This window comes from Bradyrhizobium cajani (genome assembly GCF_009759665.1).
GTDB classification, from domain to species: Bacteria; Pseudomonadota; Alphaproteobacteria; order Rhizobiales; family Xanthobacteraceae; genus Bradyrhizobium; species Bradyrhizobium cajani.
Genome location: NZ_WQNE01000002.1, coordinates 443,422 through 468,715 on the forward strand (window position 1 = coordinate 443,422; position 25,294 = coordinate 468,715).

The window sequence follows — 25,294 nt, forward strand, 5'->3', positions numbered from 1 at the left end:
CGTTGATGATGCAGGATGCGTGCGGCTCTGTGCCAGTTCCGGAATCCGGCCCATCGCGGCGCTGCCCTCTCCAGGCCGCGCTTTCGACGCGCCCGTGCATCGAAAGCTACGATGATTTTTGCCGCGTCGCGCTGTCGCTGTTCCGGTTCATTGGAGCTGCCTATGCGACCGGCGCGTCGGATTGCTGGGAGGCGGCCTATCGCTATGCCGACGAGGCTCCTGATATTGCCGACAGCGCGCTGCTGGTCGCACGGGCTGCGGCACTCGTCCGAATCCTGCGCAGCGGCCGGCCCTGCGAGCTGTGCTTCATGCCACCATCCTGCCGCCGCCTGTCCAAGGACGAGGCGGAATTGATGCGACTGCTGGCGGTCGCCCGCCGCAAGCAGCCTGGCGAACTCGCGTCCATCGTCGGCCAGCTCGTCGGTTCCGGCAAGGAAGATGCGGCAACGCGGGCGGTCAACGCGCTTGCCTTCTGCTGAGCCTTTGATGGGTTCTAGTCGCATCAGGCGCGGCCTTGCGGTATCCACATCCCATGGAGACGCAGAGCTCGATGCCCTCCATGAAACCTCCAGACGATCCCAGCGCGACCACCGCTGGGGTCGTCGTTCTGGCAGTTCCACCTAGCCGCCCTTCTTTCCCAGCACGAGGTCGATGGTGTGGGCAGCGATCTTGCGCAACTGCGGCTCGTCGCTGAAGGCGCGTTCGAGCACGGCGAGACCGCGCGTCACGGTGATGATGTGCAGGGCCGCGGCCGCAGGGTTGCCGCTGAACTCGCCGCGTTCGGCGCCGGCCGACAACGTATCCTGGACCAGAGCGGTGATGCGCGCGACGAGGTTTGCGAAGGCCTGACGCGCCTCTTCGTCGAGCCCTTCGCCTTCGACCGAACCAAGCTCCATCAGGCCACGCGTGGTCGGACACCCCCGCGGCGGCGAGCCTGCGCGGAAGTTCGTGATGGTCAGGTCGAAGAACGCGGTAAGGCGCTTGCGCAATGAGCCCGTGCCGAGCGCCTTTTGCAGGGCGATGAGATAATCGCCCGCATAGCGTTCATAAGCCTGGAGGAACAGCGCCTCCTTGCTGCCGAAGGCGTTGTAGAGGCTGCCGCGCTGCACGCCGGCGTCGCGCGCGATGTCCGACAGCGAAGTGCCGCGCACGCCCTTGCGCCAGAACTGGTCGAACGCGATGCGCAGGACGTCGTCGTGGTCGAACTCGCGCGGCCTCAAATTCTACTCCTCTGTGCAGCGAAAGTATTTGACACGGTGTCAAGAAAATGGATTCTAGACATCGTGTCAAATACCAACTGGAATTGATAGCCCGTTTCGTCAATGGGCCGAACGGTCGGCGCTTGCATGCGCGTGGCCGGCCGGGCCCGCATGCAAAGGGACCACTCATGCCTCTGCTCCACATCGCGATGCGCGCCGGCAAGCCGGAAGCCTACCGGCAGGCGATTCTCGACGGCCTCTACCGCGCCATGCGCGAGACGCTGAATGTCCCCGAGGGCGACGAGTTCATGACCATCAGCGAGCATGAGCCTGCAAATTTCCGCTGCGGCGACGCCTACAGCGTCGAGCGCAGCAACGACGCCGTGCTGATCCAGATCACCGTGTTCGCCTCGCGCACGGCCGAGCAGAAGAAGGCGCTGTATCGCCGGATCACGGACCTGCTCGGCGAGAATCCGGGCATCCGTGCCGAGGACGTCTTCATCAACGTGCTCGATGCCCCCAAGGAGAACTGGTCCGTCGGAAACGGCATCGCCCAATTTGCGTGAGGCCACGCCACGCTCACTCTGCAACGCACGCCTCCATGGCCCCATCGAGTTCCGCCTTCGACAGCACCCCGAGCTCGGCGATGAAGACGATCCGTGATCGGGGCGCGCCTGGTGCGGGCGCTTCACCCGGCGCGAGCGTCGCGCGGCCGGCGGCGAACTGAAACACCATCATGCGGCCGGGCTGCTCGACCGTCTCGAACAGGCCTTTTGCGCGCGCAAGCCTTGGCGCAAGACGATTGATGGCCTGCTGCAAACGCGACAACGAGATCGGCCGGTCCGAGGTCCAGCTCAGCGTCTCGAAGCGTTCTTCGGTGGGGCGTCGCGGGCCCGGCTCGCGCGACGCCGGTGCGCGATCGACGTTGGCAGGGAACAGCAGTGCGGCAGGAATCTCGCCGTGGTTCGCATCGACCACCACGGCAGGCACGCGCTGTGCGCGGATGGCCTCGCGCATCCGGCTACCAGACCCCTCCTCCGCCAGATCCAGCTTGCTCAGCGCCACGATATCGGCAACGCGCAATTGCGATCGGTGGAGCGCATCGTCCAGCGCGGCCGGCGGCGCCGTCGCATCCATCACGCAGAGCACCGTCTCCAGCGGCGCCTCGCGCAGGATCACCGGGTCCATCAAATTGCGCACGATGTCGGCGGGATCGGCGACGCCGCTGGTCTCGATGACGATGTATTCCGGCTTGGGATCGCGCCGCAGCAGGGTCGAGAGCGTGCGCAGGAGGTCGCCTTCGAGCGAGCAGCAGATGCAGCCGTTGGCAAGACTGACCACACCGTCGCTTGCGCCGGCGATCAGCTCCGCATCGATGTTGATCGCACCAAAGTCGTTGACGACCGCAGCGATGCGCCGTCCCTCCGCATGCGCCAGCAGATGGTTCACGACCGTGGTCTTGCCCGCCCCCAGAAAGCCCGTCACCAGGAGAATGGGGACCGGCATGGGTCAGCCCTCGACGACCGGACGTCGCACCGGCCGGCCGGGACGCGCCGCCACGTCCAGCACGCCGTCGGTAATCAGCGGCTGGCCGCTGACGACCAGATGCCGCACGCCGTCCGACGGACGGTTCATCGCCGTGAAGGTCGCGCGGTCCGAGAGCTTCTCGTAGTCGAACACGACGATGTCGGCGTCCGCGTCCTTCGAGAGCCGGCCCTTGGCGCGCATCGCCGGCGTGCTCTGCGACAGGATCTCGGCAGGGATCAGCGCGCATTTGCGCACGCCTTCGAGCAGCGACACGGTCTTGCGCTCGCGCACCCATTCGCGGATGAACTTCGTGAAGCAGCCGGCCGAACGCGGATGCGAGGTCGCGTCGTCCGGCAGCGGCCAGGCATCGCCGGTGTAGGTTTTGCCATCCGAGGTCGTCCACGGCATCGCGTCGGAGGCGATCGCGCCGCCGGGATAGAGCACCGACATGTCGAGGAGGTCGCGGTGATGCGCATTGTTCTCGGTGTCGAGGATGTGCCAGAGCACCAGTGAGGACGGCTCTTCGGCCTGCGCCTTCAACAGCTCCTCGCGGTCGCGGAAGCGATGACCGTCGGTGACGCGCTGCACCGAGTCGTAGCCGGTGCCGTTGCGCTCGACGAACTGGGGGTCGCTGAAGAACGCCGCGGCCAGCACGGTCGAGCCCGTGCCGTAAGGATAGGCCTCGACCGTGATCGGCAGGCCCTGTGCCTGCGCCTTCTCGACCAGCACGCGGCAGCGCTCGATGTCGGTCTTGCTCGACGAGTTGAAATGGCAGATGTGCATGTGCGCACCGGTGGCGCCGGCATAGCCGATCAGGCGGATATAGGCCTCCGCCGCGCTTTCGGGATCGATGCGCGACATGAAGGCGACGTGGGTGAAGGTCGGCACGTCCTTGGCCGCCGCGAGCTGGCAGACCGCGGTCAATTCCTGCACGCCGGCGCCCGGGGCGTAAGCGTTCAGGATGCCGATGCCGATGCCGCCCTCGTTCAGCCCGCGCGCGAGACGCTCGAGGATGCCGGCGACCTCCGCATCGGTCGCGACGTTCTCGATCCAGCGGCGGTCGCGCATGGCATTGCCGAACGCCTCCAGCGAGCTCTCCGCATTCGAGCCCGTCATCGCGCCGATGCGCGCAAACGCCCAGTTGGTGGCGGCGCCGTAGTTCAGCACGCGGCCCTTCCGCGCCTGGCGCTCATACCACGACCCGACCGGCAACACGCCGGCTTCGAGATCGAGCGTCGTCGTCACGCCGTCGAACGCCTGCATGCGGTCGGCCGGGATCGACTGGCCGTGCGCGTGCAAATCGATGAAACCGGGCGCGACCACGAGGCCGGTGGCGTCGATCACCCGCTCCGCGCCGCCGAGCGAGGAACCGACCGCGGCGATCTTGCCGTCCACCACCGCCACATCGCCGACGGCGTCCATCCCGCTCGCGGGATCCACCACCCGGCCGCCAGAGATCACCAAGCCGCTCATTTCAAAACTCCTCCGCGCTGACATCGCATCAAGGCAGATTCCGGGGGCAACGACCACCTCCACTGAAGCCGATGCATCATGCTCACACGGAAGATCATTTGGCAGGCCGATCGCAGACACGCGTTCGCGTCCTCGCGGCATGATTTGCCCGAGCTGCGCTCTCCTCCTCACACCCTTTCGGAAGAAAGGGCGCAGGGAAGACCGGGCGCCGGCTGGCACCCATAAGACCCCTGCGCTGAACGAATGCACGCGCAATGCACAGGGGAGACACAGGGCAGCCGAGACCAGGCCTTCCCTGCGCGATGGTTTGACGGCCTATGCCGCGCTCTCCCGGGAGCCGAGTTCCTTCTGGCCTCCCTCACCTCCGCGAAATGCACGGCACCGCGCCGGTTGACGCGATGACGCCTTCGCCAAGGCTTGACCGTAGCAACGACGGCCAGGACCACACGGTTTCGCCGTACGCGGACGACCCTGCTTCGCCACGAGGCTTCGCAGGGCACTGGCGCCGTTCGTCTTCGCAGGTAGTGCCATGCTCACGAGGTTCATCTCGCCCTGCACGCAACAAGCCCGCCTTTAACGCCGCCCGCGTCCACCGCAATCCAGCCCGCGTTCGTGACGACGTACGACCGCCCCTTTGGTGGGCTGGGATGCGCGACACATACGATAAATCCGAATTTCGGTAAAGTGGAATATATTCTTCAGGAGGGCTTGACAGCGATTCGGGTGTTTCGCCTTGTCGCATGGGCCACGCCGCTCTTTCAGGATGAGCGCATTTCTGTATGTTGCACTCCATGGAGACGGCCATGCCAATGAAGTTCGCACAAATCGTCGATGCCTTCGAATTCGCCAACAACGGCGACATCGGGGAATTCCGCGCTTTCGTCTGCAGGCAAACCGGGAAGATCTACTGTCAAACCGATTTTATGGACGCAGCAGAGTTCAACGACGAACTGCCGGACGACATCGACGACGAGGAGAAATATCTGGCGCTTCCGGACAAGCGCGAGCTCGGCCTGGGCAAGCCGCTCGTGCTCGATTTTGCCCGCGAGTTCCTGCGAGACGATTTCGACGACGTCCACTATTTCTTCAGCAAGCGGGGCGCCTATCCGAAGTTCAAGTCCCTGCTCGCCCGACGAGGAGCGATCGATCGCTGGCATGCCTACGAGAATGAAGCGACAGAGCGGGCATTGCGCGATTGGTGCAAGCTCCATTCGATCGAAATCATCGACTGATCAGGCGCTTGTCCGGACGCCATGACTTGAACCGACAGCGAAGCTGGCTCCGCCGTCTTCTCGCCCCCATTGTCATTCAGGGAATGAGGCGGGGCGGCTTACGGTGGGCAAAGTTCCCAAAGGTTCCGCGTGATCGTCCGACATCTTCTGCAACGCGACTCTCGTCACCCTGTTTCGCGCCGCACGCTCCTGGGCGGGCTGCTATCTGCGGGCAGTGCTCTCGCGCTCGGCGGATGCGCAGGCTTGGGCGCGACCGGCGCGCGCTACGACGCGTCGTCCCTTTCCGCTGACCCCACACTGCTCGTCGCCACCACACGCAAGCCCGTCAAGGGTGGCCGCACGAAACCCTGGTTCGGGCCGGAGCGCGCGACCGCAATGACGGTCGCGCGGGCAAGGCTAGTGGCGCCGGACGAGAGCCGTCTTTCGCTCGCCTCGGTCGGAATAGGCGATTGGCGCCTCGATCAGGTCGAACCGGTGCAGGCCGAAATTGGCGATCTGCTTGCGCAGGGCGGCGCGGGAGGAGACGTGCTGATCTATGTCCACGGCTTCAAGCAGACGTTCGAGACGGCCGCGCTCGATGCCGCCCATCTCTCCGACGGGATCAAGTTCCGCGGCCGGACCATGGTGTTCTCCTGGCCCTCCAAGGCGGGATTGTTCGACTATGCCTACGACCGGGACAGTGCGATGTATTCCCGCGACGATTTCGAACGCGTGCTCTCGTCCCTCGTGTCGGCGCCAGGCAGCGGTCGCGTGCACATCGTTGCGCACAGCATGGGAACCATGCTGACGCTCGAAAGCCTGCGTCAGCTCTATGCGCGATACGGCGACACCGTCACGAGCAAGATCGGCACGGTCGTGTTCGCCGCACCCGACATCGACATGGACGTGTTCACGTCGGCAATCCACCGCATCGGTCCGCTTGCCGGCAAGATCACCGTGATCGCCGCGACGAACGACCGCGCACTCGCGCTGTCGGGACAGCTCGCAGGCGGGATGACCAGGGTCGGCGCCGCCGAGAAGGCCGCCATCGCGCAGCTCGGTGTGCGCGTGATCGATGCTTCGCAGGAAGGCTGGGGCATCATCAACCACGATCTGTTTCTGTCCAATGCGGAGGTGCAGCGGGTGATCCGCCGCTCGATCGACGGCACGACCGCCTAAGGGAGGGCCTGCGCGGCGTCGGTCTACGCGATCAAACGCTGCACCAATGCCGACTCGCTCGAGTACGTCAGGAGCGCCTCGTGAGTCGCCCGGGTAACCCCAACATAGGTCAGCCGGACGCACTCCTCGACGGTCTCCCCGTGGCGTCCGAGTAAGCCCAGGCCGGCAATAGCGACGCAGGGAAACTCCAGCCCTTTCGCGGTGTGCATGCTCAAAAACCGCACGGCTACCCGCTTGATCGAAACCCTGTTGCGATTGTCCTTGGCCATATCGATGGGAACGTCATGCCTGGCGAGTATCTGCGCGACCCGCCCGCCGATCCAGTGCTCTGGGTAGAGACACGCCATCTGCGACCACTCGTACCCGGCCTTTTTCCGGTCGAGAAACCATTCGGCGACGCAGTGAGCTTCTGCGTCGATGCTCACACACCGCCGCACGGCCGGCTCCAGTCCCTGCCGGCCGGCATCTTCGGGCAACAGGATGGCGTGCTCGTCGTCGGCGGTGATGCCGGGAGCGCCAATGACGTCTGCAGCGAAGCGTCTCGCGAAGGCAACGATTTGCGAAGTGTTGCGATAGTTGATTTTCAACACGGTCGTTCTGCCCGACGCTTCAATTCCAAGCTGTTTCCACACCGGGCGTTCACGTCCCTTGTAGATGGCCTGGATGTCGTCGTAGACGATCATCAGCGCCTTCGTGCGCGGGCTTACCATCTTGGCCGCGAGCGCGAGCCATTGCGGCTCGAAGTCGTGCGCCTCGTCGATCAGGACAGCGTCGTACTGCTCCGTTGGGATATGGCCTTGATCTACCGCCTTCATGACCTCTGAGACGCTCGCGGCCAGTCGCTTTGCGTAATCCGGATACTCTCGCTCGGATGGAGCGGGGATCCCATAAGTCCGCAGCATCCGGTAACACCAGGAGTGAAAGGTGAGGACCTGAACGCGGTCCTCCACGCCCCGGCTCTGCATGGCATCCTCAAGTCGCCCGGCGATGCCATTGGCGTAACACAGGATGAGCACCGGCTTTGCCGCTGCACGTGCCAGATACTCGGCTCGAAAGGCAAGGATCAGGGTTTTGCCCGATCCGGCGACGCCGCGAATAATTCGATGCCCCTCTCCCAGGCTGCGCGCGAACTGCTCCTGATGCATGTCCATGACCGCAAGCGTCCGGTCGGATGGATCGGCCCCAGTCGCATCGTCCAGCGGCAGGGCAATCTGTCGTATGCGTATTTCCGGAAAGAGCAGCGCCCGCAGGCGGTCGAACTGCGGCATGGACAGCGGCTCTCCGAAACGCGGATGAACCATGTGCCACAATCTGGTCCGAAACGCTTCGGGATGCGCGCCCTCCGTCATTTCGTCCTTGAACAGACATAGATGCTCGGCCAGCACCTCCTTGAGATTGGTCTGGTTGAACTGCTTGCGCGTGATGTTCGTGAATACGGCCCCGAAGCCGAACGGAACAATGGACCGGCCGACGAAGCGATGACCAGGCGGAAACAGCAATTGCCCGTCGCGCTCCAGCGTGCGCACGACCTCGAACGTATATTTGCGAGCCTGCTCAAGCGGATTACTCTCCCGCACAACACCACGGCTCGTCAGCAGCTCGACCTTTGTCTTGTCCGCCGAAACGATCGTCTCCAGGCGCCAGTCTTTCACCTCAAGCACGAGCAGGCCGTTCGCGGGATGGACGATGATAAAATCCGGATGCCGGTTGAGAGGGCCAACAGGGAGGTTGTGCCAAACGACAGCGTTCTCTTCGAGGAAGTCCTTGAGTCGTTCCGCCAGGCGTAGCTCCCCACGGCTGTCGAAGCGCGCGAAGCCCAGACTGGGGATCAGGATTGCCATGTAGCGACCGAAAGGTTGACTGCTAGCTCAGAGTTTACCGCCTCAACACCTGTCAAATCGATGCTCACGGCCCTGCCTTCGCAAATCACGCGCTCTCCCGCAGCCAGTGTGAGCAGAACTGACCTCGCTTGTAAATTGCGTCACCGTCGGGCGGAAAAGCCTGCGCCAGCGCAGGCTTGTTGCGGCTTCAAGCGGAAAACCGGCCGCGTTTTGCAGTGCCCAGTTCCGCGGGGAAATCGCGCGCCGTTCAGAATAAAATCGCGAACTCTTATGTAATTGAAATCGCTACATAACTTCGACGCAGGCTTCGCATGGGATCCTCGGATGTGCTCAAACGACGAGCCGCCGGAGCCCGTCGACGAATTGCAGCTTGCGGATGGAAGTCCTATGTTGGGTCGATAGTCAGGCAGCCGCCCATCGTATGGCGAGAGTCTGCTGGGAAGACCTCACGGTGGATGGTTTGCATTCCGCATCGGAGGTGATGTCATGGCCATTGCTCCCACGCTCCAGAAATACCTAGCCGCTGAAAACATCCAATACGAGGTGATCCCGCACGAACTCAGCATGACGTCCGCTCGGACGGCCGAGGCATGCCATATCTCGGGCGACCGCCTCGCCAAGGGCATCGTGTTGCGGCGCGACGGCGGATACATGCTGGCCATCTTGCCCGCATCGCATCACCTCCGCCTGTCGGACCTGAGGACAAGTCTCGGCGACAATGTCCATATGGCCAATGAAACCGAGATCAATCGGCTGTTCAGCGACTGTGCACACGGTGCAGTTCCTGCCGTCGGCAAATGCTACGGATTGGATATCATCGTCGACGACAGCATCGAGGCACAGCCGGACATCTATATGGAGGCCGGCGATCACGAGACGCTGCTTCATATGGGTCGTGCGCAGTTTGCGCGTCTGACGGCCAATGCGCCGCACGGGCGCTTTAGCGCGCATGATTGAGCCTTTTGCGCACTGCCCATTGCCGTTGCGATCCTGGGCGGAAACCCCGAGGTCGTCGTCAAATTGTTCAGGAGAGTGACGGTCGTACAATTCAGAAGATTGGGGGCGCCGCTGCATTGCATCAATGCATCTGGAACCCACGAACGGAGGCTCCGCCATGAAAGTCAAGGACGTGATGCACAAGGGTGTCGACTGGGTCAGCCCCAACACCCCTATTACCGAACTCGCCAAGTTGATGCGGGCGCATGACATCGGCTGCATTCCGATTGGCGAGGACGACAAGCTGGTCGGGATGGTGACCGACCGCGATATCGTCTGCAAAGGGCTCGCGAGCCACGGCTTCGATGCCGGCCGCGCGACCGCGCGCGACGTGATGACCGAGGGCATCCATTGCTGTCGGGAGGACGATGACCTCGCAAAGGCGATGCATCATATGGAGAAGCTACAGGTCCGCAGGCTGCCGGTGATCAACAAGAGCAAGCGGATGGTCGGCATCATCAGTCTGGGTGACGTCGGCCATTCCGCGTCAGGTGATTTGCTGACCGAGACCGTCAGGAGCGTTTCGGCGCACCACTGAAATACGGCCAGGAATACGGCCAAGGAATACGGCCAAGGCTCCGCTCGCGATCGCCGCTCGACCAGGTTGAGCTGGGCCGGAGCCATGCCTTCGACATGCAACCATCGCGCGGCGCGAAGGCGGCGGCCCGCAGCGCTTTTTATTGCGCCGGCTCGAACGCAAGGCGATGTGGGCGCACGTCGATTTGGAAGACCGCGAAGGCGACTTGAGACCACTTGCCCAGCTTAAGAGGAGGAGTGAAGGGAGGTTCGCATCATGGTTGCCAAGGATCTGAAATTCGCGACCGAAGCGCGCGAACGGATGCTGCGGGGCATTGATACGCTGGCGAATGCCGTCAAGGTCACGCTCGGTCCCAAGGGGCGCAACGTGGTGATCGAAAGATCGTTCGGCGCGCCGCGTATCACCAAGGACGGTATCACGGTCGCCAAGGAGATCGAGCTTGAGGACAGGTTCGAGAACATGGGCGCCCAGATGGTGCGCGAGGTGGCGTCCAGGACCAGCGACATCGCGGGCGACGGCACCACGACCGCAACCGTGCTCGCAGAAGCCATTGTCAAGGAAGGCGCCAAGTCGGTCGCCGCAGGCATGAATCCGATGGACCTCAAGCGCGGCATCGATCTTGCGGTGGACGCGATCGTGCATGACCTGAAGTCTCATGCCAGGAAGGTGACGGCTAACGAGGAGATCGCTCAGGTCGCCACCATCTCGGCGAATGGCGACGCCGAGATAGGCAAGTTCCTCGCCGACGCCATGAAGAAGGTCGGCAATGAGGGCGTCATCACGGTGGAAGAGGCAAAGAGCCTCAGCACCGAACTCGAAATCGTCGAAGGCATGCAATTCGACCGCGGCTACATCTCGCCCTATTTCGTCACCAATGCCGAAAAGATGCGCGTCGAGCTTGAGGACGTCTATCTGCTGATCCACGAGAAGAAGCTGTCTGTACTGCAGTCCCTGCTTCCGCTCCTGGAGGCGGTGGCGCAATCGGGCAAGCCGCTTCTGATCGTCGCGGAGGATGTTGAAGGCGAAGCGCTCGCAACGCTCCTGGTCAACAAGCTGCGTGGCGGCTTGAAGGTCGCCGCAGTGAAGGCGCCGGGTTTTGGCGATCGCCGCAAGGCGATGCTGGAAGACATTGCCATCCTGACCGGCGGCACCGCGATCTCCGAAGATATCGGCATCAAGCTCGAGAATGTCACGCTCGACATGCTCGGGCGCGCCAAGAAGGTCGTGATCGATAAGGAGAGCACGACCATCGTCGACGGCGCCGGCGCGAAAAAGGACATCGAAGCGCGCATGACGCAGATCAAGGTGCAGATCGAGGAGACCACCTCCGACTACGACCGCGAAAAACTGCAGGAGCGTTTGGCGAAGCTTGCCGGCGGGGTCGCGGTGATCCGCGTCGGCGGCGCAACCGAGGTCGAGGTCAAGGAGCGCAAGGACCGCGTCGACGACGCGCATCATGCAACGCGCGCAGCGGTCGAGGAAGGCATCCTTCCCGGTGGCGGCGTCGCCCTGCTGCGAGCGCAGAAGGCGCTCAAGGGCATGAAGACGGCCAATGCCGATCAGAAGGCAGGCGTCGAGATCGTGCGCCGCGCGCTGCGGATGCCAGCATGCCAGATCGCCGAGAACGCGGGCGAAGAGGGCTCGCTGGTCGTCAACAAGGTGCTTGAGAACGACAATTACAATTGGGGATTCAATGCTGCGACCGGCGAATATCAGGACATGGTGAAAGCCGGCGTGATCGACCCCGCCAAGGTCGTGCGCACCGCGTTGCAGGATGCCTCCTCCATCGCCGCGCTCCTGATCACGACGGAAGCACTGGTCGCCGAAAAGCCGAAGAAGGCCGAGACGACGCACGCGCCGGGCATGCCGCCAATGGATTTCTGACGGCAACCAGCCGCTCGCTTCCGGGCGCGATCAAGCGTGCATCAGGCCTGCTCTTGCAATACTGCGGCACCGAGTTCGTCGAAACGAAACAGCTGAAAGATCCGCTGGCCATTGAAATCGAGCACCCTCAGATCGTCTGTTTCGTGCAGATCGCTCTCGACCGCATGAAAATGCCCGCCATAGCGCTCCTTCGCGAGATCGAGCGGCACATCGAAGGCGACAAACTTGCCGACTCCCTTGGCCTTGAGCCTGCCCATGAACTTCGGATCGTGCAGCGTTCCGTGGGACGTGAGGACCAGCAACGGACCACTGGCCGTAAGCAGCAGAAAGGACCTCATCGATCAACTCCCTGGTCGTTGGTTTCACCAGCATCTATGCGGCGACCAATGCCGCTCGTGCTGGTGCCTGTCGATGGTTACATAAGAGCGAGCTGGCTCGACTGCACGGTTGCGATTGCTCAGAGAAAGGGGGCGGTATCGTGCAGGTGCCATCCCCACGACCGCAAGTCACTTCAAGCGCAAAACTTCACTCATCCAATTTCTTGCTCAGTTCAGGCTCGAGCTTGTTCCGGTCGACCGTCTGATAGAACGTGATGGGTCTGCATTTTCCCTCGAAATCCGCGAGGACGATTGCCGTCCACGGACTCGTGGCGTCGCCCGAACCCTCACGGAGCTCCGGCATGACCTTGCGAGCAGCGATCACATACCAAGCGTGACCGGCCGCTGCGGCCTTCGCAGCCGCAGCGAACTCATCCAATATTCCGCGCAGATTTTTGCGCATTTCTTCTTCAGTGTCTCCGCGGAGGTATTTTCGAGACGACTTTCCCGCCTCTCCGTACTCATGATGAATGTTCAACTGTAGTCTGGCATCATCCACTTCGATCTTGGTCACCCGGATCACCGCTCCGCCTTCGCGAAGATAGTCTCGCACGCGGACGTCGCAGGCCAAGAATCTGTCCGTGGGAGCGCTAGCTGGGGGCAGCGCGGCGAGTGCTCGGGTGTTCTTTTTTCGAGGGGCAGCATCCGCAGGCATCGTGGCGATGGCGGCGCTGAGGAGCGCCGCGGCAAGCATGACTGGAAGACGGGCATTCATGAGTGCGCTGCCAATGCGGTATTTCCAAAACGCGCTGATCGCAGCATTGGTTCCGTCCCGGGGCCAGGTCGGAGTCGTTGCTGAAGGCCGGGGAAGCGACAGGGAGCGCCTCAGGAACTTTTTCCTCGAAACGGCCTTGTCTAATACTGTTTCTACAAGAAGGGACCTTACGGGGCGGTTTTTGGCCGACGGCAGGTCATGGACTCGATTCTCATCAAGATCTTCGCCACAGCGCTTGCCTTCAGCCAGGTCGCTACCCGGCCGGATGGGGTCAAGACGGAGTTCGATGCGGTGCGTGACCGCGCCGAGGTGGCGGAGCTTTTGAGTGCCGGCTGCGCCCACATGCGCAACGCTTTCGATATCGAGGACATCAACCTGGATGATCTGATTACCACCGCCATGGATGACAAGGAGGCATTGAGCAGCGAGATCAAGGCGTTCAAAGGACTAAAGCTCGCCGACCTCCACGTGGCTTACAGGCAGTTCTGCAAGGTCGAAGAAATCGAAGAATCTCCGGTCGATCTTGGTCAGGTCATCACTTTCTACAACAGCGCGGTCAAGGATCTGCCCGACGCCGTGCAGCTTAAGCACCTCAGGCTTCCCGGCACCAGCATAGTCCTCGACAACAAGAGCGAGCGCCTTGCCGAGATTTACGTGCCGAACAATCGCCGCATCTGGGTCAAGCTTGCCGATATCCCCGAAGCGGTACGCAATGCATTCATCGCCGCCGAGGACAAGCGATTCTTCCAACACACCGGCATTGACGAGCGCGGACTGGTCCGCGCCTTCATCGGCAACTTCACGCACCCGGGACGGCCGCAGGGCGGCTCAACCATTACGCAGCAGGTCGCCAAGAACCTGCTGGTGGGCAACGACATCACCTACGAAAGAAAACTGCGCGAGATGATCGTTGCCTCGCGGATGGAGCGCGCCCTGACCAAGGCGGAAATCCTCGAGCTCTATCTCAATTCAATTTATCTCGGTCGTGGGGCTTGGGGCATCGAGATGGCTGCGCGCAGCTATTTCGGCAAACCAGCCAAGGCGCTCTCCGCAGTCGAGGGCGCGCTGCTCGCCGGCCTAGCCAAGGGACCGAACTACTTCAATCCCGACCACCATCCTGAGCGCGCGCACGAGCGCCTTGCGTACGTGCTGGGCCGCATGCAGAAAGACGCCATGATCGACGCCGCCGCGGCGGCGCAACCAGTATTGCCGCAGCTCGTCGAGTACCGGCCGACGCGCAGGGACTTCGGCTTTCACTTCGTCGATCACATCGCCCGCGAGGCAAAGATGGTCGCAGGCCTCGATAGTCTCATCAATTCCTCCTACACGGTGCGCTCGACCGTCAACTCGGCCTTGCAGCGCGCAGTCGAGGCAACATTGCAGGAGGGCCTCGCGCGATACGAGCTGAACAGCGGTCGTTACAAATTTGAGGGACCCGAGGCGAACATTTCCGATGCTGTCCGTGTGATTGCGGCAGACCCGAGGACCACGGAACCGGCGTGGCTCGTGGCGCTGAAGGCGACGCGGCTCCCTCTCTATGACGTTCACTGGGAATCGGCGGTCGTGCTGGAGAATGCGCGTGGCAAGCGCGGCGATGCGATCAACGTCGGTCTGACTGACGGAAGCATCCTGCCGCTGAACACCTGGAACGCCGCGATCCGACACGGTCTCAAGCCGTACGACGTGGTCTATGTTCAGGTGGGCGAAGCCAGGCGTAAGCAAGCGGCGCGCGCCGAGCTGCGCATTCGACCGACCGTGCAGGGAGCCGCGCTCGTACTCGGGAACGAAACCGGCCGCATTCTCGCGATGGCGGGCGGCTTTTCGTATCCGGCAAGCCAGCTCAACCGCGTCGTCCAGAGCCTGCGGCAACCCGGCTCCACCTTGAAGCCGCTGACCTATCTCGCTGCCCTTCAGAAGGGATTGCAGCCCAACACGCTGGTGATGGACGAACCCATTACGCTGGCACCGATCGGCGCGACGGGCTCCGCGGGACAGCGCGGTTTCTGGTCGCCGAGAAACTACGACGGCGGCGCTTCGGGCGCCATTACGCTGCGGCGAGCGCTGGAGAACTCGCGGAATCTCGCCACCGCACAATTGTTCGCGACCGGTCTCGACGACAGCGCCGAGCAAGGCCTCGACCGGGTCTGCGAGCTCGCGATGGAAGCGCAGCTCTACAAGGAATGCATGCGCTACTACCCGTTCGTGCTCGGCGCCCAAACTGTGCGCCTAATCGACCTTGCAGCGTTTTATGCAGCGATCGCCAACGAAGGCGCACGGCCCCAGCCCCATGCGATCGAGACGATCGAACAGGACGGCCGCGCAATCTACCGGCACGATCCCCGCGCGGTGGACTGGATCGGCTCCGCCGACCGAGCATCGTTTTACCAGTTGAAATCACTGCTGCAGGGCGTGCTCGCGCGCGGAACCGCGCACGCGGTGAAGCATCTCTCGCCCTATGTCGGCGGCAAGACCGGCACCACTGACAATTGGGCCGATGCCTGGTTCGTCGGTTTCACAAATGATGTCACGGTCGCCATCTGGGTCGGCTACGACAACGGCGACGGCGGGCGCCGCACCCTTGGGCGCGGCCAGACCGGAGCGAAAGTGGCGCTGCCGATGTTCGAGCCGATCATGCAGGCAGCCTGGGAGCTGCACGCTCCGAGGACGGCGCTGAACGGCCCTTCGCGCGAAGCCATGCGTCAGCTTGCTGCTCTGTCGATCGATCCTTATACCGGCAATCCTGCACCGGCCGGCTCCGGGCGCGCTTTCACCGAGTATCTCAAGAGGGATCCGTCGGGCAGGATCGATAACACGCAATTTCGGATCGTCTCGCGTGCAGAAAGCTACGCCGGGCCATTCCAGCAGTGGTCCGACGACAACGACTCTTACGGCGATAGCCGGCCGCCCTTTCCATTCCCGAGTTGGCGTCTTGGTCCGCGCGAATATCCCTCCTGGCGCGGATATCCCGACGACGAGGATCGCCTCCCGCAACCGCCGCGCCGAGTCGATCCCGATTATTTCTGGCGGCGGCTGAACTGAGCATTGACGCCATGAGACTTCTCCGTGCCGCTGCCCTCATCGCCGCCTGGGTGGCCACTTGCACGGGCGCGGCCGCACAGGAATTCCAGCTGGAGGACGTGCCCGCAGCCGCCAGCGTTCCGATCGCACAGATCAAGCCGGGCACCGTCATCTTCGCCGACCAACGCAACGACAAGCTCGCAGACCCCTCGACCGGGCTCATTCCTTTCGACGATTGGGCCCGCTCGCGTCCGGTTCAGCGGCGCTTCCTCTCGCTCATTGAGCCCACGCTCAACCAACAAACGAAGCTGAAGCTCTCGGTCTATCAGGCGGAAGCGCGGTTTCGACTTCCAAGACCGGCAGCGGCATTGGATCTGTCGCGGTACGCGAATATCGCGCTCCTCGAGCGGATCGATCCCGCAGTCAAGCACCGGCCGATCACAGCGGCCGATGCTGTTCCCAACAAGGACGCGGGCGCCGCGCACAACCGTCCGCCGGATCGCCGCTGGTGCGAGGACGCGAAGGTAATCTGCGCGCAGTCCCGTTACATGTTCGAAGGGAAAATTCCGCAGGGCATTCAGCTTGCCAACAAGCTGCGCGAGGAGAGCAAAAAGCCGATTCCGGATTTCATCGAGTTCCAGAGTGAGATCATGCCGGTCACGCAACCGCACCTTGCCGAGTTGCCGATGCTGACAGGGATCGACTCCACAGTCACCGGCGCGCTCGAGCAGAACATCTTTTGGGTCAACCAGGTCATCCAGTTCGGCAAGCTGCTCGCGGTGCTGCAACAACATCCGACCGAGCCGGAAGCCGCTATCGCGACGGTCTACATCCTTGTTGCGGTCAGGAACGACGTGCTGAACAAGCAAAGGGAATATAGCAATACACCCATGCTGCGGAATCTCGTGCCCGCGCAACTGCTGATGGGCAAGAGCTCCTTCAACAGCGGCGATTCGCTGAGCGCCGGCCTGCCGAAATACGCCAGAAGCCGCGTCAAGGCGATCGCTGACATGATGGAGCGGGAATGATCAGATCGTGTGCGGCGACGAACGGACGCCGGAAAGCGCTCTCTGCGCTCCAGATGACGATTCGCGTCGTGGAATATCGGGGATTTGGCGCTCCCTAGGGGAATCGAACCCCTGTTTCAGCCTTGAGAGGGCCGCGTCCTAACCGCTAGACGAAGGGAGCGTGAGGGCTAGCCAATAGCCTCGAAATTTGTTCGCTGCAAGGACCGAACCGCCATTTTACGGCTCATTGGCAAATTTCAGCTTTCCGGCCGGCTTCAGGGTGTGGGCGTCGAAGGTGCGGATCTCCGTGACCCCGCCGATGTCCAGCGTGACCACGAGGCGATCGCCGGCAACCCCGGTCGCGACGATTTTGGCACCCTTCGGCAGGGTGGCGGTGACGTCGCTGGCCGCCTCGACCGCCCTTCCCTCGGACTTGAAAAGGCGGTAGCCCACCGCGATCAGGACGGCGCAGATCGCCAGCGCCGTGGTCAACCCCGCGATCAGCATCATCCGCCGCACCCGCGCGAACAGCGCGGCCTGCTCGGGGGTCGGTTCGGGAACAGCGGTATCAGACGTCGTCATGGACAGTTTTGGCTCAGCGCAAAGGTTGGAGGTCGTGGTCGGCGGCGACGAGGGCTCGGCCCGGCTCGACCGCGTGCTGGCGGCGCACCTGACCGACCTGTCGCGATCGAGGCTGAAAGCCCTGATCCTGGCGGGCGCGGTGAGCCTGAAGGCCAACGCCGTCCGCGACCCCGCTTATCACGTCAGTCGCGGCGATACGATCACAATCGACGTGCCGGAGGCGGCCCCCGCGGAGCCCAAGGGCGAGGATATCGCCCTCGATATCGTGTTCGAGGACGACGACATTATCGTCATCAACAAGCCGAAGGGCCTGGTCGTGCACCCTGCGGCCGGCCATGAGACCGGCACGCTGGTGAATGCGCTGATCGCCCATTGCGGCGCTTCGCTGTCGGGCATCGGCGGGGTGCGCCGGCCCGGCATCGTGCACCGGCTGGACAAGGACACCACCGGGCTGATGGTGGTCGCCAAGAACGACCTCGCCCATGCCTCGCTGTCAGCGCAATTCGCCGACCACGGCCGCACCGGCGAGATGCGGCGCGGCTACATGGCCTTTGCCTGGGGCGTGCCGAACCGCCATCGCGGCACGGTGGACGCGCCGATCGACCGCCATCCGCATGCGCGGGAGAAGATGGCGGTGCGCCAGGGCGGCCGCGAGGCGGTGACGCACTGGGACATCATCGAGAGCTTCAACGGACGCGACGGCAAGGGCGTCGCCGCGCTGCTGGCCTGCGAGCTCGAGACCGGACGCACCCACCAGATCCGCGTCCACCTCGCCCATATCGGCCATCCGCTGCTGGGCGATGCGGTCTATGGCCCGCATTTCAAGACCAAAGCCAACCAGCTCGGCCCCGAGTCGCAGGCAGCGTTGGTGGCGCTGGGGCGGCAGGCCCTGCACGCCTATTTGCTGGTATTGGAGCACCCGAGGACAGGAGAACTTCTGCACTGGGAGGCGCCTCTGCCGGAGGATTTGCTTCTCCTTGAAAACGCGCTGAAAGCGGCGCTATGACGCAGACCGCTTAAGAAAAGCGTTACATTACAAAAAGTTATAGCAGCCACACGGGGACGTGACGTCAGCAATCCTTCCCTTTTTGCCCCCCGATGGGGTATATTGCCCCTGCGTTGGAAATGACCAGCGCGGAACATCGCAGCCCGGCCGGCTTTGACACAGCGGTCGTCTGCCTGGCCCGCCGCTATCGGGGGCCTGAACCTTTGGAGGGCGCACTATGGCCCGTACCGCTGCTTTGCCGGTCCTCAATGGAGAATCCGGCCTTTCACGCTACCTCGCCGAGATCCGCAAGTTCCCAATGCTGGAACCCCAGCAGGAATACATGCTCGCCAAGCGTTGGCGCGAGCATGACGATCGCGACGCGGCGCACCAACTCGTCACCAGCCATCTCCGCCTCGTGGCCAAGATCGCCATGGGCTATCGCGGCTACGGCCTGCCGATCTCCGAGGTCGTCTCGGAAGGCAACGTCGGCCTGATGCAGGCGGTGAAGCGATTCGAACCCGAGAAGGGGTTCCGTCTCGCCACTTATGCGATGTGGTGGATCAAGGCGTCGATTCAAGAGTACATCCTGCGTTCCTGGTCGCTCGTGAAGATGGGCACCACCGCGAACCAGAAGAAGCTGTTCTTCAACCTGCGCAAGGCGAAGAGCAAGATCAACGCGCTGGACGAAGGCGATCTCCGCCCCGATCAGGTCGCGACCATTGCCAAGCGCCTCGGCGTGACGGACCAGGACGTGATCGACATGAACCGCCGCCTCGGCGGTGACGCGTCGCTCAACGCACCGATCCGCGACGACGGCGAAGCCGGCGAATGGCAGGACTGGCTGGTCGACAACACGCCCAACCAGGAAGCCATGATGGCGGAGCACGAGGAGTATGATCATCGCCGTGACGCCCTGAACGGCGCCATGGGCGTGCTCAACCCGCGCGAACGCCGCATCTTCGAGGCCCGCCGCCTCGCCGATGAGCCGATGACGCTGGAAGACCTTGCTGCCGAATTCGGCGTGTCGCGCGAGCGCGTCCGCCAGATCGAGGTCCGCGCCTTCGAGAAGGTGCAGTCCGCGGTGAAGGGCACGATCGCAAGGCAGGAACAGGCCGCGCTGGAAGCTGCGCACTAAGCGCAGCTTTCCTGGCGCCACGAGATTGGCGGATCGACAGAGACGAAAAGCCGGCGGTGACGCCGGCTTTTTTGTTTTGGTGGTCGCGAAATGCAGCCCCACACTCGGTGTCATGCCCCGGCTTGATGTTTGGACCGGACAGATCAGTGACAGGTGTTCGGAGACATAGCCGACACATCACAATGGGCTGGATTGGCCGATTCGGGAGGCCGTCCATGCCCCGGAACGAGGTGTCGGTGATGGATCAGCGATGCGAGTTCGTGCGGCTTGCCTTGCAGGAGGGAGCGAACCGGCGCGAGTTGTGCCGGCGGTTCGGCATCAGCCCAGATGTGGGCTACAAGTGGCTGGCATCGGTGCTCGTTGAAACTACAGCCGCGCACTCAATCCTCATCCTGAGGGCCCGCCAACGGCGGGCGTCTCGAAGGATGGCCACAGGCGAAATCGCTCCCATATGCGATTGCCCTGCCCCGCTTGCGGGGAGAGGCCGGATCGCATCGCAGATGCGATCCGGGTGAGGGGGACTCTCCGCGAGTCCAACTCTCGCCACCCCCGCGGAGACTCCCCCTCCCCCCCGCAAGCGGGGCGAGGGAGCGCACCTTCTACTCTCCCCAAACCCGCGCCAGCGTCGCGAGCCAGCAGCCTTCGCAATAGCGCGCGTCCTTGTAGTCGATCCAGTTGTGCGCATAGCCATGGTCGAGCGGAATGTCGTAGCGCGCGCGCAGCACCTTGACGAGGATCTTCCACGCGGCAACCTGCGCCTCGGTCGGGCCCGCCGCGACATCGGGATAATTGCCGGCGAACTCGACGCCGATCGAATTGTCGCGCACCACCTGGCGATAGGTCGGCCTGTTGTCGATGTATTTGTTGTCGTTGCGGTTGGCGCCGTCGCCATGGGTCGGCACCAGGTTTTCCGCCACCGCCCAATAGACCGTGCCGTCGGTCTCGACCCAGACCGTCACCCCGCGACGGGTCGGGTTCTTCGCCTGCGCCTGCGCGCCGCCGCGGGCCGAGCCTGCCGGCCCCTCGGTCTGGTGCACGATGACGTTGCGCCAGGGTCTTGCGCTCCGGACATCGCCCCACGGCGCGAGCCAGACCATCTTCAGGCCGGGAATGTCGGGCGTGCCGGAGGCGCGCGCGATCCTGGCGAGCTCGGCATCCGTTGCGGCGGCGGGGACGATCAAGGCGAGCGCGGCCAGGGCGGCAGCGAAGAGGCGAGACATCATCAGGCAGATCCAATCGCGGACCCGAGCCTAGAGCATTATCGGTTCTGATTGAATCAGAACCGAAGCTCTCGTTTCTTGTTTTGACGCGTTTTCTTCACGCGAAGCGGTATCCACTTCGCTCGAAAGCGTTCTAGACGGCCTCAGGCGAATTTCCGCCTCGCCTCGGCCAGCCCGGACGCGCCAGGCGCGAGCGGCGGCGCCGCGTCGTAGACGGCATAGTCGTTCTTGCCGTTCTTCTTGGCGGCATAGAGGGCGTGGTCGGCGTTGGCGATCAGGCGATCCGGGTGCAGGCCGACGTCGCGATCCCATTCCGCGACGCCGATCGAGATCGCGATCGGGATGTCCTTGGCCGTGCAGGCCGCGGCATCCTGGCGGCAGACATCGAGCACGCGGCGCGCGATCGCGGCGGCCTCGCGCAGCGACGACAACGGCAGCACGATGCAGAACTCGTCGCCGCCGGTGCGGGCGAGCATGTCGCCCGGCCTTAAGCGTGTCTGCGCCATCAGCGTGAAGTGCCGCAGGCAGGCATCGCCGGCGGCGTGCCCATGGGTGTCGTTGATGGTCTTGAAGCCGTCGATATCGATCAGCAGCAGCGAGAATGGCGCATCGCTGCGCTCCGAACGGGCGCATTCCTCGGCCAGGCGCTGCAACAGATGCCGCCGGTTGGCGACGCCGGTGAGATCGTCGAGCAGCGCGAGGTCGGCGACCTCGTTGCGCAAGCGGTCCATCGCCATCAGCAGGAAGCCGAAATTGAGCGTCATCGACAGAAACAGGAGGCCCAGCACCATGACGGCATGGGCCTGACCGCCGGCGCGCGCCGAGAAATCGTAGCCGAGCAGATTGCCGAGCGTGCGAACCACAAGGATCGCGATGATGGCGAGAATGACGATGCCGGACAGCCGCGCACCCGGGCTGACGCGGCCTTCCGGCGGCGACAGGAGCAGGCGCAGTGCCAGCACCAGCGGCAGGGCTTGACCGAACGTGTAGCAGAGCATGCGCAGCTGCATGTGCTCGAAGCCGACCATGAAGAACACGACGCCGGCGAGGCTCAGGCCGCCGGTTGCGGTCATGAGGCGCCACGAGACCGGCCGGTCATAGAAGCGCTGGATGCCCATGGCGGCGAGGCAGCTCGCCGCGATGACACCGGCAGCGCCAAGCAGGAGCGGCAGGGGAGAGGCGACGAGCAGGCGGATCAGCGCCGTCATCGCCCCGGTAGCACCGACGAACGACGACGCCATCCAGAACCGCGCGGCCGCGAATTTCGGATAGGAGCGCGTCACGTAACCCCAGATCACGCCCAGCGCCAGGAAGTTGACGACGAAGATCGTCCAGAGTGTCGGCACGTTCAGCATGGCGCATGCGGCACGCGCAGCGTGGCGCCCCCCGTCCCTGGCAGCCGTCTGTCCATGGCCCATCCCCGTTTTCTTGCGGAGGACAATGCGCGGGTTGCGCTTAACGGAGTCTCACTGCGTTCCGCGAAAGCGCGCCTTTGGTTTTGGATTCATGAACGGCGCGCGACCGTTGTCGGATCGTTAGGCATGTCGGCGACGATGGTGGCCGACGCGGCGGAAGCGGATTCGCGGGCAAAAATCACCCGAGAATGCATCTGAGCTGTGGATAACGCGATGACGGAGATATGACAGCGCGGGGCAGGCGCCTCCGAATCTGCTGAGTTTGTCATCGAGGATGTTGCGAGGCTGGCCCTCCGCCGAGCATCCCTCGTGTCGCGTTCCACCATTAACCCTTGAGAGGATACTATGGCTAAGAAAGCGAAGAAGGCGACGAAGAAGAAGGCGAAAAAGGCCAAGAAGGCGAAGAAGAAGTAACGCGGCTTGTTCTTTGCCCGGGTGGAGCCTCGCTCCGCCCGGGCGTCGGGTAGGAATGAGAGTTTGTAGGTAGCGGGCGCAGGCCCGCTTTTTTATTGGCTTGCTCCGCTCTCTCGCGCGCCTGAACGCACGCCTCGTCCTTCGAGACGCCCGCTCCGCGGTCTCCTCAGGATGAGGCTAAGCAGCACTGTGCCCGTTGAAACTGCTGCTACGCATTCCGTCCTCATCCTGAGGAGCCCGCCTAAGGCGGGCGTCTCGAAGGACGGCCGCAGCAACCGGTCTCAGATGCGAATCCCCTGCCGCAAGTGACGCGAGCTAGAGGAAAGCCTATCTCTCCGCGAACGCCAGCTTGGCGCCTAGCGCGGCGAAGCCGGCGGCAAAGCTGCGGCGCAACCAGGCCATGATGCGGGGACGGGAGATGACGCGCTCGCGCACCGAGGCCGCGCAGAGGCCGTAGAGGACGAACACCACGAACGTCATCGCCATGAAGGCACCGCTCAATTCCAGCATCCGCGCCAGCACATGGGCCTCGTCCACCGCGACGAACTGCGGCAGGAAGGCGAGGAAGAAGATCGACAGTTTGGGATTGAGGATATTGATCAGGAAGCCGGTCACGATGACGCGGCGGGCCGATCGTTCCTTGATCTCGCCGTCGACCGCCAGCGCCCCGGTCTCACGCAGCGCCTGCCAGGACATGTAGAGCAGATAGGCGACGCCGCACCATTTCAGCGCGGCGAAGGCGAGCGCGCTGGTGTGCAGCACCGCGGCAAGGCCGAGCATCGCCGCGATCATGTGCGGCACGATTCCGAGCGTGCAGCCGAAGGCGGCAGCGATGCTGGCGCGGGAGCCGCGCGTGAGCGCTGCAGCCAGCGTATAGAGCACGCCGGTGCCGGGCGAGGCGACGACGATGAGCGAGGTGAGCAGGAAGGACAAGGTCATGGGCAGACCTTATCACCGCACCTCGCTGTGCAAAAGCGGCTGCCGGGACACCCCCGTCAGGACAGCTGTGCGAGCTCGGCCTCGCGCAGCACGTCGAGCGGCGCCCAGGGCTTTGCCCAGAATTTTGCGCCGTCGGGCAAGGGCTGCTTCAAGGGTCGGCCGGAGGTGACGACGACGTCGAGCTTGGGATTGCGATCCTTGGCGACATGCGCGAGCTCGACCCCGTTCATGTCGCCGGCCAGCTGGACGTCGGTCAGCATCAGGCAGATGGCACTGGCGTTGTTGTCGAGGACGCGTTCGGCCGCCTCGGCGCTCTCGCACTGGATGACCCGGTAGCCGCTCTCTTCCAGCAGAAGACTCAGCATCTCCCGCTGGAGGGCGTCGTCTTCAACGATCAGCGCAGTCGCGCGAAATGGCTCTGCCTGGCCCATCAGCGGCTCCCAATGCTTGCTTGCGTAACGTATGTTAAGAGCCGAACGCGGCTACCGGTTCGGCTTCATTTCAAAAAAATGTAAATCATGGTTCCCGCTTCGGGGGTTTGACGCGCCGCCCCTCACTGCCCCATCAAGCGATCGGCGAAATACCCGATGGTCTTGCGATAGACCACCGCCCTGTTCCACTCGCGCATGGCCTCGAAATTGGCGGTGCCTTCGCCATAGGGCTGGCCCATCTTGAAGCCGCTGGTGTGCAAGAGGTTCGCGGTCGAGGCCAGCACGTCGGGGATGCTGTGGCGGAGGTCGACATGGCCGTCGCCGTCGAAGTCAACGCCGTATTTGATGTAGGACGACGGCAGGAACTGGGTCTGGCCGATCTCGCCGGCATAGGCGCCGATGAGGTCGCGCAGCGGCAGGTCTCCGCGCTGCACGATCTTGAGGGCGGCGAGCAGCTCGCCCTGGAACAGATCGGTGCGGCGGCAATCATGCGCGAGGGTTGCCAGCGTGCGGATCACCGGCAGCTTGCCGATGTCGCCCTTGCCGAAATCGCTCTCCAGCCCCCAGATCGCGACCAGGATGTAGCGGGGCACGCCGAACTGCTGCTCGATGCGCGAGAGCAGCGCGGCATGGCGCTGGAGCAGCGCACGGCCGCCATTGATGCGGCCGGGTCCGACGCGGGTCGAGACATACTGCTCGAAGCTCTTGTTGAAGGTGTAGCGCTGGCGCCGGTCGAAGGCGAGCACGGCGCCGTCCTGGCTGATGCCGCTGAGGGCCGCGCTGGTCACGCCTGCCGAGACGCCGGCTCCTTGCGCCTCCGCGGCCATGCCGGCGATGAAGCTGTTGAAGTCGCCACCGCAGCGCGCGGCGTGTGCCGAGCCGCTGGCCAGACAGACAATGAAGGCGGTGGCCAAAGCGTGTCTCAACATGCGGGAAAATCCTCTGAAGAATGAGCGCGAAAAAAGCGGCGGCCGATCATGCCCGGGAACCGGATTCGCGTCAAAGCGGCAACCCCCACTCGTCATTCCGCGGCGCCCGAAGGGCGAGCTATGATGCGCAATTGCGCATCATAGTTCGCGCTAACGCACGCCCCGGAATGACGGAGGAAAGAGTTGGCGCTATAATATCGATGCTTGCGTAACGCTGTCAGTCGGTGCGGTGAGCCAGCAAAAGGCAACCAGCAATGCTCAACGACAGCCCCACAT

Annotated in this window: 23 protein-coding genes, 1 tRNA gene and 1 pseudogene; 12 read left to right on the plus strand and 13 right to left on the minus strand. The window is 63.5% G+C overall.

Going from position 1 to position 25,294, the window contains the following annotated elements:
* Positions 1 to 5 precede the first annotated feature (5 nt).
* On the plus strand, positions 6 to 479 hold the full coding sequence (locus GPL20_RS04750) for a hypothetical protein (protein WP_157328132.1): 474 nt from the start codon (positions 6 to 8) through the stop codon (positions 477 to 479).
* Positions 480 to 620: 141 nt separating this feature from the next.
* Here the strand turns inward: GPL20_RS04750 and GPL20_RS04755 are convergent, their stop codons facing one another.
* Positions 621 to 1,220: a TetR/AcrR family transcriptional regulator gene (locus GPL20_RS04755; protein WP_157328134.1), complete on the minus strand. Its 600-nt coding sequence runs from the start codon at positions 1,218 to 1,220 to the stop codon at positions 621 to 623.
* A gap of 167 nt (positions 1,221 to 1,387) precedes the next feature.
* Here GPL20_RS04755 and GPL20_RS04760 point away from each other — a divergent pair, with 167 nt between their 5' ends.
* Complete coding sequence (locus GPL20_RS04760; protein WP_157328136.1) at positions 1,388 to 1,765, plus strand: tautomerase family protein; 378 nt, start codon at positions 1,388 to 1,390, stop codon at positions 1,763 to 1,765.
* A gap of 13 nt (positions 1,766 to 1,778) precedes the next feature.
* Here GPL20_RS04760 and GPL20_RS04765 read toward each other — a convergent pair whose 3' ends face one another.
* Positions 1,779 to 2,705, minus strand: coding sequence for a CobW family GTP-binding protein (locus GPL20_RS04765; protein WP_157328138.1), 927 nt, complete (start codon positions 2,703 to 2,705; stop codon positions 1,779 to 1,781).
* Between the two features lie 3 nt (positions 2,706 to 2,708).
* Positions 2,709 to 4,199, minus strand: a complete 1,491-nt coding sequence (locus GPL20_RS04770) for an amidohydrolase family protein (RefSeq protein ID WP_246250094.1) — start codon at positions 4,197 to 4,199, stop codon at positions 2,709 to 2,711.
* A 791-nt stretch (positions 4,200 to 4,990) separates the two neighbouring features.
* Between GPL20_RS04770 and GPL20_RS04775 the strand changes: the two genes are divergently transcribed.
* The gene (locus GPL20_RS04775; RefSeq protein WP_246250095.1) at positions 4,991 to 5,431 is read left to right on the plus strand and encodes a hypothetical protein; all 441 of its coding nucleotides are present in this window, start codon (positions 4,991 to 4,993) and stop codon (positions 5,429 to 5,431) included.
* A gap of 129 nt (positions 5,432 to 5,560) precedes the next feature.
* Positions 5,561 to 6,589 carry an alpha/beta hydrolase gene (locus GPL20_RS04780; protein ID WP_254125674.1) on the plus strand — a complete coding sequence of 343 codons (1,029 nt, stop codon included), beginning with the start codon at positions 5,561 to 5,563 and terminating at the stop codon, positions 6,587 to 6,589.
* 23 nt (positions 6,590 to 6,612) lie between these two features.
* Here the strand turns inward: GPL20_RS04780 and GPL20_RS04785 are convergent, their stop codons facing one another.
* Complete coding sequence (locus GPL20_RS04785; protein WP_157328142.1) at positions 6,613 to 8,430, minus strand: DEAD/DEAH box helicase; 1,818 nt, start codon at positions 8,428 to 8,430, stop codon at positions 6,613 to 6,615.
* 486 nt (positions 8,431 to 8,916) lie between these two features.
* Between GPL20_RS04785 and GPL20_RS04790 the strand changes: the two genes are divergently transcribed.
* The 3 genes from GPL20_RS04790 to groL all read left to right on the plus strand — a co-directional run bounded on the left by GPL20_RS04790 (position 8,917) and on the right by groL (position 11,848).
* Positions 8,917 to 9,387 (plus strand): aminoacyl-tRNA deacylase, encoded by a 471-nt coding sequence (locus GPL20_RS04790; protein WP_157328144.1) that lies wholly within the window; start codon positions 8,917 to 8,919, stop codon positions 9,385 to 9,387.
* A 157-nt stretch (positions 9,388 to 9,544) separates the two neighbouring features.
* On the plus strand, positions 9,545 to 9,964 hold the full coding sequence (locus GPL20_RS04795) for a CBS domain-containing protein (protein WP_157328146.1): 420 nt from the start codon (positions 9,545 to 9,547) through the stop codon (positions 9,962 to 9,964).
* 255 nt (positions 9,965 to 10,219) lie between these two features.
* Positions 10,220 to 11,848, plus strand: coding sequence for a chaperonin GroEL (groL, locus tag GPL20_RS04800; protein WP_157328148.1), 1,629 nt, complete (start codon positions 10,220 to 10,222; stop codon positions 11,846 to 11,848).
* 41 nt (positions 11,849 to 11,889) lie between these two features.
* On the opposite strand, the gene GPL20_RS04805 is transcribed toward groL, so the two are convergent.
* Complete coding sequence (locus tag GPL20_RS04805) at positions 11,890 to 12,186, minus strand: cytosolic protein (protein WP_157328150.1); 297 nt, start codon at positions 12,184 to 12,186, stop codon at positions 11,890 to 11,892.
* Between the two features lie 187 nt (positions 12,187 to 12,373).
* Positions 12,374 to 12,940 carry a hypothetical protein gene (locus GPL20_RS04810; protein ID WP_157328152.1) on the minus strand — a complete coding sequence of 189 codons (567 nt, stop codon included), beginning with the start codon at positions 12,938 to 12,940 and terminating at the stop codon, positions 12,374 to 12,376.
* A 198-nt stretch (positions 12,941 to 13,138) separates the two neighbouring features.
* Here GPL20_RS04810 and GPL20_RS04815 point away from each other — a divergent pair, with 198 nt between their 5' ends.
* The gene (locus tag GPL20_RS04815) at positions 13,139 to 15,979 is read left to right on the plus strand and encodes a penicillin-binding protein 1A (protein ID WP_157328154.1); all 2,841 of its coding nucleotides are present in this window, start codon (positions 13,139 to 13,141) and stop codon (positions 15,977 to 15,979) included.
* Between the two features lie 11 nt (positions 15,980 to 15,990).
* Positions 15,991 to 16,986, plus strand: a complete 996-nt coding sequence (locus GPL20_RS04820) for a hypothetical protein (protein ID WP_157328156.1) — start codon at positions 15,991 to 15,993, stop codon at positions 16,984 to 16,986.
* An 85-nt stretch (positions 16,987 to 17,071) separates the two neighbouring features.
* Here the strand turns inward: GPL20_RS04820 and GPL20_RS04825 are convergent.
* A tRNA-Glu gene (locus GPL20_RS04825) sits at positions 17,072 to 17,146 on the minus strand.
* Between the two features lie 56 nt (positions 17,147 to 17,202).
* Positions 17,203 to 17,547, minus strand: a complete 345-nt coding sequence (locus GPL20_RS04830; RefSeq protein ID WP_157328158.1) for a hypothetical protein — start codon at positions 17,545 to 17,547, stop codon at positions 17,203 to 17,205.
* Between GPL20_RS04830 and GPL20_RS04835 the strand changes: the two genes are divergently transcribed.
* The 3 genes and pseudogenes from GPL20_RS04835 to GPL20_RS04845 all read left to right on the plus strand — a co-directional run.
* Positions 17,546 to 18,553, plus strand: a complete 1,008-nt coding sequence (locus GPL20_RS04835) for an RluA family pseudouridine synthase (RefSeq protein ID WP_157328160.1) — start codon at positions 17,546 to 17,548, stop codon at positions 18,551 to 18,553. The genes GPL20_RS04830 and GPL20_RS04835 overlap by 2 nt on opposite strands.
* Positions 18,554 to 18,770: 217 nt before the next feature.
* Positions 18,771 to 19,670: an RNA polymerase sigma factor RpoH gene (gene rpoH / locus GPL20_RS04840; RefSeq protein ID WP_157328162.1), complete on the plus strand. Its 900-nt coding sequence runs from the start codon at positions 18,771 to 18,773 to the stop codon at positions 19,668 to 19,670.
* A gap of 215 nt (positions 19,671 to 19,885) precedes the next feature.
* Positions 19,886 to 20,017 (plus strand): annotated as a pseudogene (locus GPL20_RS04845) (helix-turn-helix domain-containing protein); the annotation flags it as partial.
* A gap of 252 nt (positions 20,018 to 20,269) precedes the next feature.
* Here the strand turns inward: GPL20_RS04845 and GPL20_RS04850 are convergent.
* The 5 genes from GPL20_RS04850 to GPL20_RS04870 form a co-directional block, all read right to left on the minus strand.
* The gene (locus tag GPL20_RS04850; protein WP_157328260.1) at positions 20,270 to 20,896 is read right to left on the minus strand and encodes a peptidoglycan recognition protein family protein; all 627 of its coding nucleotides are present in this window, start codon (positions 20,894 to 20,896) and stop codon (positions 20,270 to 20,272) included.
* Between the two features lie 137 nt (positions 20,897 to 21,033).
* Positions 21,034 to 22,245, minus strand: a complete 1,212-nt coding sequence (locus GPL20_RS04855) for a GGDEF domain-containing protein (RefSeq protein ID WP_167532898.1) — start codon at positions 22,243 to 22,245, stop codon at positions 21,034 to 21,036.
* Positions 22,246 to 23,046: 801 nt separating this feature from the next.
* Positions 23,047 to 23,658, minus strand: a complete 612-nt coding sequence (locus GPL20_RS04860; RefSeq protein WP_157328167.1) for a LysE family translocator — start codon at positions 23,656 to 23,658, stop codon at positions 23,047 to 23,049.
* Between the two features lie 56 nt (positions 23,659 to 23,714).
* Entirely contained in the window at positions 23,715 to 24,089 is a 375-nt protein-coding gene (locus tag GPL20_RS04865) for a response regulator (protein ID WP_157328169.1), read from the minus strand.
* A gap of 122 nt (positions 24,090 to 24,211) precedes the next feature.
* Positions 24,212 to 25,018: a lytic murein transglycosylase gene (locus GPL20_RS04870; protein ID WP_157328171.1), complete on the minus strand. Its 807-nt coding sequence runs from the start codon at positions 25,016 to 25,018 to the stop codon at positions 24,212 to 24,214.
* Between the last annotated feature and the right edge of the window lie 276 nt (positions 25,019 to 25,294).

Bases quoted from the DNA above. Each gene is read 5' to 3' on its own strand.
- GPL20_RS04750 (WP_157328132.1), top strand. From the start codon at position 6: ATGATGCAGGATGCGTGCGGCTCTGTGCCAGTTCCGGAATCCGGCCCA.
- GPL20_RS04760 (WP_157328136.1), top strand. From the start codon at position 1,388: ATGCCTCTGCTCCACATCGCGATGCGCGCCGGCAAGCCGGAAGCCTAC.
- GPL20_RS04765 (WP_157328138.1), bottom strand. From the start codon at position 2,705: ATGCCGGTCCCCATTCTCCTGGTGACGGGCTTTCTGGGGGCGGGCAAG.
- GPL20_RS04770 (WP_246250094.1), bottom strand. From the start codon at position 4,199: ATGAGCGGCTTGGTGATCTCTGGCGGCCGGGTGGTGGATCCCGCGAGC.
- GPL20_RS04775 (WP_246250095.1), top strand. From the start codon at position 4,991: ATGGAGACGGCCATGCCAATGAAGTTCGCACAAATCGTCGATGCCTTC.
- GPL20_RS04785 (WP_157328142.1), bottom strand. From the start codon at position 8,430: ATGGCAATCCTGATCCCCAGTCTGGGCTTCGCGCGCTTCGACAGCCGT.
- GPL20_RS04790 (WP_157328144.1), top strand. From the start codon at position 8,917: ATGGCCATTGCTCCCACGCTCCAGAAATACCTAGCCGCTGAAAACATC.
- GPL20_RS04795 (WP_157328146.1), top strand. From the start codon at position 9,545: ATGAAAGTCAAGGACGTGATGCACAAGGGTGTCGACTGGGTCAGCCCC.
- groL (WP_157328148.1), top strand. From the start codon at position 10,220: ATGGTTGCCAAGGATCTGAAATTCGCGACCGAAGCGCGCGAACGGATG.
- GPL20_RS04805 (WP_157328150.1), bottom strand. From the start codon at position 12,186: ATGAGGTCCTTTCTGCTGCTTACGGCCAGTGGTCCGTTGCTGGTCCTC.
- GPL20_RS04810 (WP_157328152.1), bottom strand. From the start codon at position 12,940: ATGAATGCCCGTCTTCCAGTCATGCTTGCCGCGGCGCTCCTCAGCGCC.
- GPL20_RS04815 (WP_157328154.1), top strand. From the start codon at position 13,139: ATGGACTCGATTCTCATCAAGATCTTCGCCACAGCGCTTGCCTTCAGC.
- GPL20_RS04820 (WP_157328156.1), top strand. From the start codon at position 15,991: ATGAGACTTCTCCGTGCCGCTGCCCTCATCGCCGCCTGGGTGGCCACT.
- GPL20_RS04835 (WP_157328160.1), top strand. From the start codon at position 17,546: ATGGACAGTTTTGGCTCAGCGCAAAGGTTGGAGGTCGTGGTCGGCGGC.
- GPL20_RS04830 (WP_157328158.1), bottom strand. From the start codon at position 17,547: ATGACGACGTCTGATACCGCTGTTCCCGAACCGACCCCCGAGCAGGCC.
- rpoH (WP_157328162.1), top strand. From the start codon at position 18,771: ATGGCCCGTACCGCTGCTTTGCCGGTCCTCAATGGAGAATCCGGCCTT.
- GPL20_RS04855 (WP_167532898.1), bottom strand. From the start codon at position 22,245: ATGCTGAACGTGCCGACACTCTGGACGATCTTCGTCGTCAACTTCCTG.
- GPL20_RS04860 (WP_157328167.1), bottom strand. From the start codon at position 23,658: ATGACCTTGTCCTTCCTGCTCACCTCGCTCATCGTCGTCGCCTCGCCC.
- GPL20_RS04865 (WP_157328169.1), bottom strand. From the start codon at position 24,089: ATGGGCCAGGCAGAGCCATTTCGCGCGACTGCGCTGATCGTTGAAGAC.
- GPL20_RS04870 (WP_157328171.1), bottom strand. From the start codon at position 25,018: ATGTTGAGACACGCTTTGGCCACCGCCTTCATTGTCTGTCTGGCCAGC.